Here is a 14,104-nt window from a genome sequence, read left to right on the forward strand (position 1 = left end):
ATTCATAGCCGTTTGATTTCTCATTCTATCTCCAGCCATCTAACTCTTTGTTAAAAAAGAAAAATTGGTTTAAAAGCAGGGGTTAAGGCTTGTTAAGCAAACGCTTTTTGTAGACTGAGGGGGATATTCCCTGAAGACGCGAGAAGGTGTGAGTAAAAGTACTTTGACCCGAAAATCCAGTGAGCTCTGCGATGTGACCAAGGCTTAAATTTCCCTGTTCAATCAGATTTTTCGCCGTATCAATACGCTTGCCAAGCACATATTGGTGAGGTGTTATGCCCGTTTGCTCTTTAAACAACATATGAAACTGACTTTCGCCTAAAAACACACTACCAGCCAGTTGTGCTACAGAAATTTTGTGGCTCAAGTGCTGTTCAATATATCGGTCTACCGCATCCATATCCAATCGGGCATCTTTCTGTAATGCCTGAAAAGACTTTAGGTGGCGTTGAAGTAAGGCAACAACCGTGTCATTACACGCTCGGCTCAACAGCTCATCCTCTGGGCTATTGCGCATCTCGGTAACAAGCATTGCAATCAGTTGCTGTATCTGGTTATCGAGCTGGAAATAGATGTCTTTCTTTCCAAGCTCATTGAGTTTGTTCAATATAAGCGGGTCGTGTTCGGTCATTAACGGCATATTCAGTACAAGAATGTCTGATTTGCCAATTCCTCCGAATGCGTGTTGGGAAGACGCGGTAACCACACAACCCTGTCCGGGTCCGATGAAATTTCCGACACCTGCGACATCGAATTCTGCCTGACCATTTAACCCGATAACGATCTGGGTATATTCGTGATCATGGTTATTCATTTCACTTGGAAGAGTGATCAGTTCGGCTGGCTTTGGACCACCGTGAATGTTGTTATACTTCATGGCAACACCGGAAATTCAGAGTCTTACGCTGATTGCGTGGGAATGAAAGCGGAAGCAAGATCACAACAACCAACACAACATAAGAATGCAGTGTACCCGCGGGCTTTAACTTGAGTCAAAAAAGGTTACATTTCACGGAACAATGATCAAGTGCACATAAATTACGGTCAGTGCTTGCTCAATCCACTTTAATCGCATTTTTTTATATCAAAACTAAGAAAATTGTGAAATTCTCAAAGACGGGTTAGACTTTTTAGAGTTCAATAAGTTGGACGACATGAGTCTTTACTCATTAGCTCAAAAAACTTAATGGCTAGGCGGTTTTGAAACGTATCGATAAATACAGCTTCACCTCGCCAAAATACTACCCCTATCAGAGCAATAGGGTGGCTTACGAAATGATTATCATGCAGGGACTTATGATCAAACGTCGAATCCCAGCGCTTTTGCTTGCGCTTACCCCAGTTTGGCTACCAACCACTTTACAGGCTGAAGAGATTCAAAGCGTTGATTTGGTGGCAGAAATCGATGAGAAAATTACCCAGAATCAAGCCAAAATTGATTCGGTTGATGACGAACACGCCAGCGAAGCCAAAACGCTTTCCCAACTCAAGCAACAATCTGAGCAACTGAAACGCGAATACACCGAACTGGTTGCAAAACGAAACCGTGCGAAAAGCGCCCTCGATAAACAATTCACTCGTTTGGTTGAAGAACCTGATATCGACTTGTCAGGGTTCCAGAAACAATATCAGGAATCCTGGACTGCGGTTAAAGACAACCAGAAAGAGCAACTGAGCCAGCAGCATCTTGTGAGCGAGAGCGAAATGCGCTTGTCTCAACTGCAACAGCAGCAAGCTCATCTCAATGCAGCAAACCAGAATTTACAAGAATCGCGTGTAGAAGCCCGAGTTAAACGACTGGCAGCCGAACTTCGCGAGAGTGCAGTTCTTGAAACCAGCTACAAAACAACTTGTTCTGCGAGCATGACACTGCGTGACTGTGCTAATCGCGGTAAACATCTGACCAAGCAAAAAGCCGTTAACACGTTTAAGTCCCGCTTAGTTGATCAGCTAACTGAATCCAACATCGCAAAGCAGAACCTTCAGGGTGTCCAGTTAAACATTCATGTTCAGGACAGTCAGATTATCAAAAGTGGCTTCTCTGGTGACGACAGCTACTTCACCAATATGCAAGCTCAGCTTCGGGCAAAACCAGAAGCAACAGCCGCGTGTAAACTGCTTGGTGTTGCCAACCGTTACTGTTACACAGAAGCCAAAGTGGCATCTAAATCGAATACCGATAAGAGCTGGGCAAACATTACCGTTCGCTCCGATCAGTACGATGACGACGTGACAGTAAATGGTGTGCGCTACGGCAGCACACCAGTGGAATTGGTACTGCCTGCAGGTCGCCATCAAATTACGGTTTCAAAAGAAGGTTTTGAGACTTACAATCGCCAGATCACAATCAATGGCAACGACACCATTTGGGTGAAACTTCGCCCTGAAAAACATGGGTAACGCCAAGGTTGTTACTGGTTACTGACATTTATAACGAGCATTTTTCATCGCCATTTTGTTTGCATCAAAGCACTTTGATCGCGGCAAAATGGCGCTTTAGTACAGCAAACAACACGAATTAGAACTGAACATGAGACAAGGATTACCAGCGCTTTTGTTGGCTCTTTCACCGAGCCTGATTCCATTTTCAGCAACAGCTGAAAGTTTGGATATCGCAAGCATTTCAGAGGCAATTAGTTCGAAGAAGGCTGAAATCCAGTCTACCGTGAGTCAGCAAACGGATATTCAGGCAACAATACGACGGCTCAATGCGGAGTTAGACCAGGCAGAGAAGGAAGCTTCTACGCTGGAAAACACGCGTGTAAAAGCCAAACAAGCGCTTGAAAGACAATACGCTCAAATGCTGGAAGACCCTGATCTGGATCTTTCTTCAAGCCAGAAAGCGTATCAGGATGCCTGGGCTCGCTTGAAACAGAATCAGCAAAACCAACTGGATATTCAGCACGACATTCAAGAACAGCGTATTAAGCTTTCTTCCACCAAAGCTGAAGGCGTAAAATTAGACGCTGAGCTGCTGGGTTTAGAAGACAGCCACTATCGACTTCGTGCACAGCGCCTTCAAGGCGAATTGACTCGCCAGACGTCTCAGACGGTATCTTATGTTCATAATTGTGCTCAGGACGCCACCCTTGCTCAGTGTAAGGAGCAGTCAACCGGGCTTGCTCTGCAAAAAGCAGTAAACCTTTTCCAGTCTGCACTCATCGACAACACCACAGAAAATGATCTGGTGAAACAACATGTTCAGCAGGCAACGCTGAACATTCATGTTGTTAACCATCAGCCTGTCAGAACCGGGTTTATTGATGGCGGACAGTTTCAGGCTAAGCTGGAAGTTGCCGTTGAATCACGCCCTTCTCAAAATGCTGCATGCCGACTTTTGGATATCGATTCCGCATACTGCTTCGACCCTAGCGAAAAGCAGGAAATGTCGAGCCCTCAGAAAGAGGTTCGTTGGGTAACACTGACCGTGCGTTCAAACCAGTATGATGACCGTGTTCTAATCAACGGCGTGAGCTATGGAACGACTCCGGTCGACATCATGCTGCCCACTGGTGCACACACTGTCAGCGTAGTCAAAGATGGTTTCCGTTCGTTCAATCGCGATATGACTTTACGTCAGGATGGCACGCTGCGCGCCGTTCTGGTAGAAAAAGCTAACGTTCCTCGCTCTGGTAAAGCCTTTGCTGACCAACTGAGTGCTAACCAGTCCGCCCCTCAAATGGTCGTCGTCGGTGCTGGAAAGTATTTCATCGGGAAAGGTGGCGAGCAGCAGGTTAATCTCGCTAAAGCCTACTCTATTTCAGCGACACCGATAACGGTGAAGCAGTTTGCAACCTTCGTTAATGACACTGGGTACAAAACCTCTGCTGAAAAAAATCAGACCTGTTCTACTATGGAAAACAGCGTAGAACTTTCAGTAAAAGGAAACTTCTGGCGTCAGCCTGGTTTCAAGCAAAGCGATATGTCGCCAGTGGTTTGCCTGAGTCGCGAAGACGCGCAAGCCTACACCAAATGGCTAAGTCAGAAAACGGGCTATCAGTACCGCCTTCCAACGGAGCAAGAGTGGGAAATCGCCGCACGCGCAGGTTCGTCTGCTTCTTACTGGTGGGGTAACGAATTCGGTAGCGGCAAAGCCAATACCGGCTGGGGTGGAACCAAATGGTCCAATACCAGTAGCTCTCCAGTAAACACGTTCAGACCTAATGCTCTGGGTTTATACGACATGGTGGGTAACGTCTGGGAGTGGACTGGCAGCCGTTTCGGCAGTGCGAAAGGTGGAGCCTGGAGCTTTGCCCCGGCGAAAGCCGCTGCTCATGAAACACTGGAGGTTTCTCCAAATGCCACAACCAACTACATTGGTTTTCGAATCGTAAGGCAACTAGACAAAAGCTAGCTTCTACAGAATTGAAAAGGGCTCCCAAGTTGGGAGCCCTTTTTTGTACAATTTATCTAGAGGTCTAGGAACTAATGCTATTCACGGCACTCTGTCTGTGCCACGGTTGCAGGTTTAACCTTTCCCAAGTGCGTTTTCACCTTTGAGTAGGTAAGCGCAACAATAAAACACGTCGCCTGAACCAATACGATACAAGCACTGGTTGCTCCATCTATATGGAAGCTGATCAAGGTGCCTGCCAAGGTAGAACCAATAGAAACTGACAACGCAATCCAGAGCATGGTGCTGAACTTTCGGGTTAAGACGAAAGCGGTGATCCCTGGTGCGACTAGCATAGCAACCACCATAATCACGCCTACAGCTTGTATCGTGGCGACAATGGTCAATGCAAGCATAACCAACAGCGCATAGTGAAGAAGGGTCACAGGGAGCCCCACAACGCGCGCATGGCTCTTGTCAAAGCAGTAGAGCAGAAAGTCATGACGAAAGATAAGCATGACACAGAAAACTGCTACAGAGATGATCACTGTTTGCCAGAATTCAAAGTCGTTAATACCAAGCATGTTACCAAAGAGAATGTGCAACAAATGCTGCTCGGTTTCGATTTTGGCAAACATAACTAAACCAAGCGCAAACATGCCAGAGAACACAATCCCCATCACGGTGTCTTCTTTTACCCGACTGTTCTCTTTGATGTATCCCGTTAGCAAAGCACATAGCAAACCGGACACAAAGGCTCCGATTGGCAAAGCAATACCAATGACATAAGCAACCACGATGCCGGGCAAAACGGCGTGAGAGATTGCGTCTCCCATTAACGACCAGCCTTTTAAAACCAGATAGCAGGACAAAACTGCACACACGCCACCAACGGCGAGACCAGCCCACAAGGCTCGCATCATAAACGGGTACTGGAAGGGTTCAATAACCCAGCTGATTAAAGCTTCCATTACGCGTCCCTCGCCACTTTACCGGCGTTTCCCAAGCGATTCAGCGCGGCAACACGATCCGAAAACAAGCCGTATTTCGGCGCAAATAAGAAAGCAAGCAGGAACAAAACAGTTTGGATAAGAACGATGATGCCACCCGTTGTGCCATCCAGGAAGTAACTGATGTACGCCCCCAGACCGCTACTTAGCAAGCCAATGCTTGTTGCGATAACCAGCAACCAGCCAAAGCGATCAGTAAGCAGGTAAGCCGTTGCACCTGGAGTAATCACCATGGCGATCACCAGAACGGCACCAACCGTCTGAAGAGACGCTACGGTACAGGCACTCAACAGAGTGAAGAATAAGATTTTCAGTTTTACTGGCGAAAGACCCACTGCAGAAGCTTGTGTTTCATCAAAGAACACCAGCATGAGGTCTTTCCAGAGAACGCCAAGCACTATCAGAGACACAACAGAAATGATGACGATCTGGTACAGGTCTTCGGGACCAATACTCAGAATATTGCCGAAAATGATGGACTGGACATTAATTGAAGTCGGGTTAAGTGAAATTAACAGCAAACCCGCTGCAAAGAAGGTGGTGAAAATGAAACCAATGATCGCGTCCTCTTTAAGGTGAGAAAGCGATTTCAGAGCCGCAATACTGATGGAAGCGAGAAAGCCAGAAAAGAAAGCGCCCACGGCGTATGGCAACCCAAGAGCATACGCTCCAGCAACACCCGGAACCACCGAGTGCGACAAAGCATCACCGATCAGTGACCAGCCTTTTAACATCAGGAAAGCAGAGAGGAATGCACACACAGCACCGACGATTGCGCTAGCGAAAATCGCATTGAGCATGTACTGGTAGCTGAGTGGCTCTAACAAGTATTCCAGCATTATTTGTCCGCCTGATGTTGTGCTTCACTGATCAGTGTAGAGTCGTGTCGACCCGTTCCGTAGAACACTGCGGGTTTTTCGTGATCCGAGATAATGGTAACCGCACGACGGTCTTCATCATTATGTAGCTCTTCACCCGGAATACCAACGTGTTTTAGTACGCCACCAAACGTGGCTTCCAGGTTTTGCTGAGTGAAAGTCACATCCAGAGAACCTGCTGCAATAACGGTACGATTGATAAACACCACTTCATTACAATAGTCTGGAATACTACCTAGGTTATGGGTAGACACTAAAATCAGGTGGCCCTCAGCTCTCAGCTCTCTTAAAAGCTGCATGATGGCGTTTTCAGTGGTGAAATCGACACCCGTAAACGGTTCATCGAGAAGAATGGTTTTACTTTCCTGAGCCAGAGCCCGTGCAAGAAAGACTCGTTTTTTCTGCCCGCCAGACAATTCGCCAATCTGCCTTTTTGCCAGTTGAGAAATGCCCATTCGGTCCATGGCATCCGCGACTTTTTGTTTGTCGGTTTTGCTTGGGCGACGCAGAAAATTCATGAAGCCGTAGCGACCTTGCATCACTACATCTTCAACTAATACCGGGAAATCCCAGTCTATGTCTTCACTTTGTGGTACATACGCCACTAAGTTGCTCTTCAGGGCTTTGTTTATCGTCATTCCAGATACACAAATATCACCTGAAGAGAGCTTCACTAAGCCCATAATGCTTTTAAAAAGGGTCGATTTACCGCCGCCATTGATCCCGACGAGGGCACATATAGTGCCCCCATCAAGAGAAAAGTTGACGTGGTTTATCGCTGTGAAGCCGTTGTTGTATGTCACACCAACGTTGGATACTTCTAAGCTGGCCGACATCGAACTCATAACGCAAAGCCATCCGCTACTGTTTGGGTGGTTACTTTAAGAAGGTCCAGATAGGTAGGTACTGGTCCATCCTGCTTAGACAGGGAATCTACGTATAGCACACCGCCATACTTAGCATTAGTTTCCCTTACAACCTGTTTTGCAGGTTTATCAGAGATTGTACTCTCACTGAACACAACTGGAATCTGATTTTCACGAATTTTGTCAATTAGAGACTTAACTTGCTTAGGAGTTCCTTGCTGATCAGCATTGATCGGCCATAGGTACGCTTCTTTTAAACCGTAGTCTTTCGCCAGGTAGCTGAATGCACCTTCACTAGTCACCAACCAGCGTTTGTCTGCTGGGATGGCATCCATACGCGCACGAATCGGAGCATCAAGTTGTTTAACTTGGTCAGCGTAAGCTTTTGCGTTCTTGTTATAAGTGTCTGCATTCTCAGGATCATGCTTAACTAACGCAGAACGGATGTTCTCGATGTAGATAAGTGCGTTGCTGGTAGACATCCAAGCGTGAGGATTCGGTTTACCCTGATAAGGGCCTTCATAGATTGAAAGCGGTGCAATGCCTTCCGTTAGTGTTACAGAAGGTACGCCGCTGATGTTACTGAAGAAGCGCTCGAACCAGCGTTCCAGGTTCATGCCATTCCACATGACCAGATCAGCAGATTGCGCTTTAACAATGTCTTTGGGGGTTGGTTGGTAATCGTGAATTTCGGCGCCAGGTTTGGTAATAGAAACCACTTCAGCTGCATCGCCAGCCACGTTCTGTGCCATGTCTTGAATGATGGTGAACGTCGTTACTACTTTCAACTTTGCAACTGCCAAACCTGGCACTAATAAAAGGCTACATAATCCCAACCGGGCTAAAACTTGTTTCATTATATCGTCCTGAGTTAATAAGTTGGCAAGAATCGTAAATGATAATTATTATCATTTCAATAAAAACTAGGAAATTTACTTGCCCTAAATCTCCAAATCACGTGCTTCAGATGAATAATAATACGAAATTTGTCGAATCTAATCAGATTTTCCTTCAAAAGGGGGGAATTCCCCCCTTTTTCCGAAAAAAAACCTGTTTTATCTTAACTGTCATAGAGTTAGCTGCAGTCCAGTGCAGTTACCTCTTGATATCGCTAAGGTATCGTTATGATCACTTAGACCCTGAAGTTGATCATAACCTCTTCTACACGTCGACAAGATGTATCTTGTGTTAGCCAGCTCCCTCAAGCTGGCTTTTTTTTAAACGAGTTCACTTGAACATATAACATGCGCTGTCTTCTTAATTATGAGACTGATATGATTATTGACAAGTAACGTAGTACAACAGAGCGAATATCGTGCCCAACACAACTCTCTTATCTATTATCGATCAAATTCCGGGATGTTGGGGCTGCAAAGACACAAACTCAGTTTTTGTTTACGCCAATAAAGCGTTTGGCAATCTGATAGGGTTAGACAATCATCTCGACTGCATAGGTAAGTCCGATTTTGATATCTCCAGCCCTTCTACTTTGTGTGCTACCGATTTCCGAAGGCAGGACGTCTATGTCATGGAAACCAAGCAAACCCTCAAGATCCTCGATATCCACCCCTACCCCGACGGAAAATGGCGCGCCCACATTTTTACAAAAACCCCTTGGTTCAACGAGAACAATGAAATCGTTGGCGTTATTTTCCACGGACAAGAACTTGAAGACACCGCCATTCTGGAGGTTGGACACTGGATTTGCAGAGCGACAGGTCAAAGCCTTAAACGAGACCTCTACTCAAGCACTCTTTGCAGTACGCCTAAAAAAATCAACCAACGAGAGTCACAGGTTCTTTTCTTCTTGCTATACGGAAAAAAACCTCAGTTCATCGCAAACGCCATGAACATTTCTGTGAAAACGGTAGAAGGACACGTTGCCAGATTGCGGAACAAATTTGGGGCAAGTACAAAAAACGAACTGATTGAACTCGCATTAGATGAGGGGTTTGGTTCAGTGATTCCTGAAAGTTTACTTAAACATCAGATATCGGTTGTACTGAGCCACAACATTTGACTCGATAGATAAACACTTTTTCCTTTACATCCGTCCTTCCACATGGCGAACAAGCTACAAAACAAATCACCTAAACTCATTGATAGAGCCAATAAATCATTTTATTACATAACGTTATATTGCCATTTAAACCAAAAACCAGAATGGCACTTAAATATTTAGAACTGAATATGAAATTTTTAAGATATTGTGTATTCAAAATGTAACCATCAATACACATTTAGAAAAACCATCTCACTAGGCTCATATACGTTATTATTTGGCTCTTCCCTCCGATCATATTCCAACTCTTCTTACACATTCATTTACAAACACGAAACATTTAAACGTCGTTTTTTCTTCACTTAATGGTTTAAAAATACCGTATTGGAGCTCATTTCAATCTGAACCTCGTAAATGTAATAAATATTTACACTTCACAGCTAAAGTCTCAGTAATTACACATAACCCCTTACCACATATAAAGTTAACTTCTCTAATTGAGCCTTTATTGAAAGTTTAAACTTAGGTAAAAATAGCCAAAATCGTTAAATTTGAGCTGATATTTAAAGTTTGAGCTTTTAATATAAAACCAGTTTCTCTTTCATTAAAAAAACACTTAAAAACAACATTTTAAAAGATAAAAATCACTAAAATCACATACCATCTAACTTTTATTTTAGAGTGGTAAATAATTTTATGGAATGAAGATCAAATCTTTGTTTTCAATTTTGTACAAATATCATTGTGAGCCATTTAGAAATTTTTCTACTCAAAAAGAAACTTTAATATTCTCGGTGTAGGCAAGAGTGGAACGCGACAATGGTTCCGAACTTTTTGTAATAACTTTAGAGATACAAATTAATTATTGGATTGTTATCGCTACATATAAAAAACCGTAAATAGATAGTTTTTAAAATCAATAAACTTTAACTCTTTAATATTATTGAATTTATAAAAACAAAATACAGACTTTAGCATTTAGAAATCTGTTTTTTCTATTAAACAATTATTTTTCTTCGAGAAATAAGTAAGGTTCTTATGTCGCAAAACTTTGAAATTCAATCGTATTTCTTTTTATTAGTAGGTGAAAATTATGAGAGCTTTAACACTTCTTCTAGCAGGCTTTGCGTTTTCGGTAAGTGCACAACCAGTAAACATGTGGAGAGTCGTATACGATCAGTTGGACTTAGGCGGTCTTAAAACCCCGAATGAGAAGGTTCACATTGAATGTAGTTTCGATTTACTTTCAGTTAACTTAATGAGATACCACGAAACAACCACAATGAAACTGAACAAAGCGCCTAACCGTAAGCGCTGTGAGTTCGCAATACAAGATGTCGTTAAGCGTGATACCCCGTTTAAATTTTCCTTTGATTTCAAGACTAACGACAACTTTGCACACTACAATCGCTGGCACAGCTACTTCCAGCTTCACTCAAGACCAGATCAAGGTGAAGCGTGGCGCTGCCCAATCATGGCTCTGGAGTCTGTGAACGGAACCTTGAGAATGTATAACCGCTGGGACGAAGACCGTATTTCAACAACAACAAACGGTACTTGTGGTAACACTGGTAACTCAATTGAATACAGAAAACTATTCAGCGATTACTACTACGAACCAAACACTTGGTACACCATTGAGCTAAGCGGTGAGCTTTCTTACGATAAAGATGCTTGTCTGACTGTTAAAATTAACGACGAAGTTATGTCAGACGTATGTGGTCCCAACACGTACAACGATGTAAACAAGCCTTACATCAAGTTTGGCATCTACAAGCCAACGGGCTGGGAAACCGATAACGAAGAAATCGAGTTGAACATCAAGAATGTTAAGTACTACGAGCTAGCAAACTAAGTCACATTCTTTCCCAAAAAAAACGCCACACTCTAAGCAGTGTGGCGTTTTTGTATAGAATTTTTAAAAAATGCCGATTCTATGGTGCGAGGCGATCAATGTCCCAATGCTGTTCATCTTCTTTAGTAAACAAGAAACGATCGTGAAGTCGGTGTTCACCTCCCTGCCAGAATTCCATACTTTCAGGTTTCACTCTGAAACCTCCCCAGAAAGTCGGGACAGGAATTTCCCCTTCTTCAAACTGCTTTTTTAATTCCATATATTTGCTAAGCAGCATGCTTCGCGCTGATAGACGGCTACTTTGCTTACTCGCAATTGCCGCAATCTGGCTTTCTTTTGGGCGAGAAGAAAAGTATTTCATGTTTTCCATAGCACTCAACTTGTGAGCAATTCCAGTCACATGAACTTGCCTTTCCAGAGGGTGCCACGGGAAGTGAAGGCTGATCTTGCTATGATTTTCCAGGTGCTGGGCTTTACGGCTACCTAAATTGGTATAAAAAACAAAGCCATCTTTGTCGACACTTTTTAGCAAAACGATGCGTTGAAATGGCATACCATTCTCGTCTACCGTCGCCACCGTCATCGCCGTTGGGTCAGTCAGCTTGGCATCAACAGCTTGCTGCAACCAAAAATTAAACTGCTCGATAGGGTCTGCCTTGAGATCTCGGCGTCTCAGTCCGCCCTTGGTGTATTCGCGACGAATATCTGAAAGTTCCATTTCTACTCCTTCTGGTTTTCGACGATTTTGCGCTTAAGGTTATGGGAACTCAAGTCATTTACGTTTTTCCGCCAAAAAAGTGGCAATGTTTCCCTTAATATTTCCACCAGCGGCAATTAATGGTCCTAATTTTGGCAATTTTTCTTGGAAAAGGTAAAGAAGTGAAGCTAATGCACGCCACATTTTGATTATAATTAAATGAACAACTTAACAATTTATTAATCCGATAATAAGATTCAGAAGCATAAGCACGAAAATTGCTTCAAGATAACAAAGACATTGTTCTGTAGAGGTCACGCACCTCTTTACCCTTTAATTTACGTCTATTCCGTTGCAAGGAAACTTCATGGACACTAAGAGCCTCAAAAAACTGGACTCAAAAGAGTTGGACTACGTGGACGACAAAACGGCAGCATTGCTGTTAAACACGCCGAGTAGTGCAAGGATTTTGTTGTGGGTCGTGGTACTGTTTTTTGCCATCGCCATTGGATGGGCTGCGTGGGCGCACATAGATAAGGTCACGGTCGGGCAAGGCAAGGTCATCCCTTCTTCACAATTGCAGGTTGTTCAGAACCTGGAAGGCGGACTGGTGAAAAAGATTCTGGTTCATGAAGGTGAACTGGTTGAAAAAGGTCAGCAACTCCTGCTGATTGATGACACACGTTTCCGTTCTGACTTCAGAGAAAGAGAACAACAAGTCACTAACCTGACGGCGAGTGTGTTGCAGCTTTCGGCTTCCATTGCCAGCATTAAGATCCGTGAAGACCTGGATCCCGATAACTGGAGAGACAGTGTAGTCATCGAAACAGATAAGCTGATTTTCCCAGAACAACTAACAGAAAACGATCCACAACTTGTTGAGCGTCAGTATGCCGAATACACGCAAGATCTCAATAATCTGAAAAACCAGGTTTCTCTACTGGACCAGCAAGTAAAGCAGAAGCAACAAGACTTAGTCGAAATCAAAGCCCGTGTGGACAACCTAAAGCGCAGCTATGATTTTGCCCAAAAAGAACTCGACATCACTAAGCCGCTCGCCAATGAAGGTATCGTCCCTCGTATTGAGCTGCTAAAACTCGAAAGACAACTGAACGACACAGGTCGAGAACTGACATCGACCGAACTTAAAGTACCCGTTCTGACTTCTGCAATCCGTGAAGCCATTCTCAGCCGAATCGATGCTGCTTTGAAGTTCCGTTCCGAGCAACAGGAAAAACTCAATCAGGCACAGGATAAACTGTCTTCTCTGACGGAATCGACGGTGGGTCTGGAAGATCGTGTAAACCGTACTATTGTGGTTTCACCAGTGACGGGAACCATCAAAAAACTTCACACCAATACGGTTGGTGGTGTTATTCAGCCAGGCATGGATCTGGTTGAAATCGTTCCAACTGAAGACACCCTTTTAGTAGAAGCGAAAATCGCCCCTCAGGACATTGCCTTTTTAAGACCAGGTCTGCCTGCTATCGTTAAATTCAGTGCTTATGATTTTACTCGTTATGGCGGACTGGAGGGAATTCTGGAACACATCAGTGCTGACACCATTCAGGACGAGGAAGGCAATAGCTTTTACCTTGTTCGTGTTCGCACATTGCAAGACAGTTTTGGTCACTCAGAGCAGCTTCCGATCATTCCGGGGATGACTACCTCGGTCGATATTATTACAGGCAAGCGCTCTGTTCTGGATTATTTATTGAAACCTATCTCACGCGCCCAGCAAACGGCTTTGCGTGAATAATTGGGGGAGAAACACATGAGTGTTCTTCGGAGAAACCGCCCATCTACATTTGGTTCAGTTTGTTTTTAACTGAGTTTTATCGCTGATGGTCTTCAACCGATTAAAGGCAGGCATGCTTCTGGCGTGCTTGCTGTCACTTTCTTTTACCTCAGGCGCGCTCAATAAAAAAGAGCAGCGCTGGGTGGAAGCTGTGCGCGGGACTTACGGGGATCGCGCCGCTAAACGTGTTTCGGCATGGCGAGAAGGCATTGCAGATTTCCACAAGCTCAAAGAGAGCCAACAGCTTGAAGCCGTGAACAACTTCTTCAATCAGATGTACTTTGTTGACGACATCAAGCTATGGGGTCGGAAGGACTACTGGGCGACTCCTCTTGAGTTTTTGGGGAGTGCAGCTGGTGACTGTGAAGATTTCACAATTGCAAAATATTTCTCGCTGCTTGAGTTGGGTGTCCCAGACAAGAAATTGCGGTTAGTGTACGTTAAAGCCATTGAATTAAATCAGTTTCACATGGTTTTAGCGTACTATCGTACACCAAGCTCGCAGCCTTTGATTTTGGATAACTTGATTCCAGACATCAAACCCGCTTCTAAACGCCGCGACTTATTACCTATTTACAGCTTTAACGGTAAAAACCTATGGCTGATGAAAGAAAAAGCCAGCGGTAAGTTAGCAGGAAAATCGTCTCGCCTGAGCCTATGGAATG

Annotated in this window: 12 protein-coding genes; 6 read left to right on the top strand and 6 right to left on the bottom strand. The window is 44.2% G+C overall.

Going from position 1 to position 14,104, the window contains the following annotated elements:
- Positions 1-82 precede the first annotated feature (82 nt).
- Positions 83-877 (bottom strand): AraC family transcriptional regulator, encoded by a 795-nt coding sequence (locus RH89_RS16910; protein ID WP_004404613.1) that lies wholly within the window; start codon positions 875-877, stop codon positions 83-85.
- A gap of 419 nt (positions 878-1,296) precedes the next feature.
- On the opposite strand from RH89_RS16910, the gene RH89_RS16915 reads away from it, so the two are divergent.
- Both RH89_RS16915 and RH89_RS16920 read left to right on the top strand, forming a co-directional pair.
- The gene (locus RH89_RS16915; RefSeq protein ID WP_038146474.1) at positions 1,297-2,400 is read left to right on the top strand and encodes a PEGA domain-containing protein; all 1,104 of its coding nucleotides are present in this window, start codon (positions 1,297-1,299) and stop codon (positions 2,398-2,400) included.
- Positions 2,401-2,530: 130 nt separating this feature from the next.
- Entirely contained in the window at positions 2,531-4,354 is a 1,824-nt protein-coding gene (locus RH89_RS16920; RefSeq protein ID WP_004404615.1) for an SUMF1/EgtB/PvdO family nonheme iron enzyme, read from the top strand.
- A gap of 77 nt (positions 4,355-4,431) precedes the next feature.
- On the opposite strand, the gene RH89_RS16925 is transcribed toward RH89_RS16920, so the two are convergent.
- Genes RH89_RS16925 through RH89_RS16940 form a run of 4 tightly spaced genes read right to left on the bottom strand, consistent with a single transcriptional unit; the run spans position 4,432 to position 7,944 of the window.
- Positions 4,432-5,304 carry a metal ABC transporter permease gene (locus tag RH89_RS16925; RefSeq protein ID WP_004404617.1) on the bottom strand — a complete coding sequence of 291 codons (873 nt, stop codon included), beginning with the start codon at positions 5,302-5,304 and terminating at the stop codon, positions 4,432-4,434.
- Positions 5,304-6,179, bottom strand: a complete 876-nt coding sequence (locus RH89_RS16930) for a metal ABC transporter permease (protein ID WP_269190034.1) — start codon at positions 6,177-6,179, stop codon at positions 5,304-5,306. The genes RH89_RS16925 and RH89_RS16930 overlap by 1 nt, the downstream gene beginning before the upstream one ends.
- Positions 6,180-6,181: 2 nt before the next feature.
- Positions 6,182-7,066 carry a metal ABC transporter ATP-binding protein gene (locus tag RH89_RS16935; protein WP_004404620.1) on the bottom strand — a complete coding sequence of 295 codons (885 nt, stop codon included), beginning with the start codon at positions 7,064-7,066 and terminating at the stop codon, positions 6,182-6,184.
- Entirely contained in the window at positions 7,063-7,944 is an 882-nt protein-coding gene (locus tag RH89_RS16940) for a metal ABC transporter substrate-binding protein (protein WP_004404621.1), read from the bottom strand. The genes RH89_RS16935 and RH89_RS16940 overlap by 4 nt, the downstream gene beginning before the upstream one ends.
- A gap of 458 nt (positions 7,945-8,402) precedes the next feature.
- Between RH89_RS16940 and RH89_RS16945 the strand changes: the two genes are divergently transcribed.
- The gene (locus RH89_RS16945) at positions 8,403-9,107 is read left to right on the top strand and encodes a helix-turn-helix transcriptional regulator (RefSeq protein ID WP_022560554.1); all 705 of its coding nucleotides are present in this window, start codon (positions 8,403-8,405) and stop codon (positions 9,105-9,107) included.
- Positions 9,108-10,182: 1,075 nt separating this feature from the next.
- Positions 10,183-10,944, top strand: coding sequence for a heparin lyase I family protein (locus RH89_RS16950; RefSeq protein ID WP_004404626.1), 762 nt, complete (start codon positions 10,183-10,185; stop codon positions 10,942-10,944).
- Positions 10,945-11,023: 79 nt separating this feature from the next.
- Here the strand turns inward: RH89_RS16950 and pdxH are convergent, their stop codons facing one another.
- Entirely contained in the window at positions 11,024-11,662 is a 639-nt protein-coding gene (gene pdxH / locus RH89_RS16955) for a pyridoxamine 5'-phosphate oxidase (RefSeq protein WP_004404628.1), read from the bottom strand.
- Between the two features lie 346 nt (positions 11,663-12,008).
- Here pdxH and RH89_RS16960 point away from each other — a divergent pair, with 346 nt between their 5' ends.
- Together RH89_RS16960 and RH89_RS16965 are read left to right on the top strand one after the other, a co-directional pair.
- Positions 12,009-13,400, top strand: coding sequence for an HlyD family type I secretion periplasmic adaptor subunit (locus RH89_RS16960; RefSeq protein WP_004404631.1), 1,392 nt, complete (start codon positions 12,009-12,011; stop codon positions 13,398-13,400).
- 112 nt (positions 13,401-13,512) lie between these two features.
- On the top strand, positions 13,513-14,104 hold a 592-nt coding region (locus RH89_RS16965), incomplete at its 3' end, for a transglutaminase-like cysteine peptidase (protein WP_425277040.1).

It is taken from the genome of Vibrio nigripulchritudo ATCC 27043 (assembly GCF_000222685.1).
GTDB lineage: Bacteria > Pseudomonadota > Gammaproteobacteria > Enterobacterales > Vibrionaceae > Vibrio > Vibrio nigripulchritudo.

Excerpts from the sequence above, each read along its gene's own strand:
- RH89_RS16910 (WP_004404613.1), bottom strand. The coding sequence starts at position 877 with ATGAAGTATAACAACATTCACGGTGGTCCAAAGCCAGCCGAACTGATC.
- RH89_RS16915 (WP_038146474.1), top strand. The coding sequence starts at position 1,297 with ATGATCAAACGTCGAATCCCAGCGCTTTTGCTTGCGCTTACCCCAGTT.
- RH89_RS16920 (WP_004404615.1), top strand. The coding sequence starts at position 2,531 with ATGAGACAAGGATTACCAGCGCTTTTGTTGGCTCTTTCACCGAGCCTG.
- RH89_RS16925 (WP_004404617.1), bottom strand. The coding sequence starts at position 5,304 with ATGGAAGCTTTAATCAGCTGGGTTATTGAACCCTTCCAGTACCCGTTT.
- RH89_RS16935 (WP_004404620.1), bottom strand. The coding sequence starts at position 7,066 with ATGAGTTCGATGTCGGCCAGCTTAGAAGTATCCAACGTTGGTGTGACA.
- RH89_RS16940 (WP_004404621.1), bottom strand. The coding sequence starts at position 7,944 with ATGAAACAAGTTTTAGCCCGGTTGGGATTATGTAGCCTTTTATTAGTG.
- RH89_RS16950 (WP_004404626.1), top strand. The coding sequence starts at position 10,183 with ATGAGAGCTTTAACACTTCTTCTAGCAGGCTTTGCGTTTTCGGTAAGT.
- pdxH (WP_004404628.1), bottom strand. The coding sequence starts at position 11,662 with ATGGAACTTTCAGATATTCGTCGCGAATACACCAAGGGCGGACTGAGA.
- RH89_RS16960 (WP_004404631.1), top strand. The coding sequence starts at position 12,009 with ATGGACACTAAGAGCCTCAAAAAACTGGACTCAAAAGAGTTGGACTAC.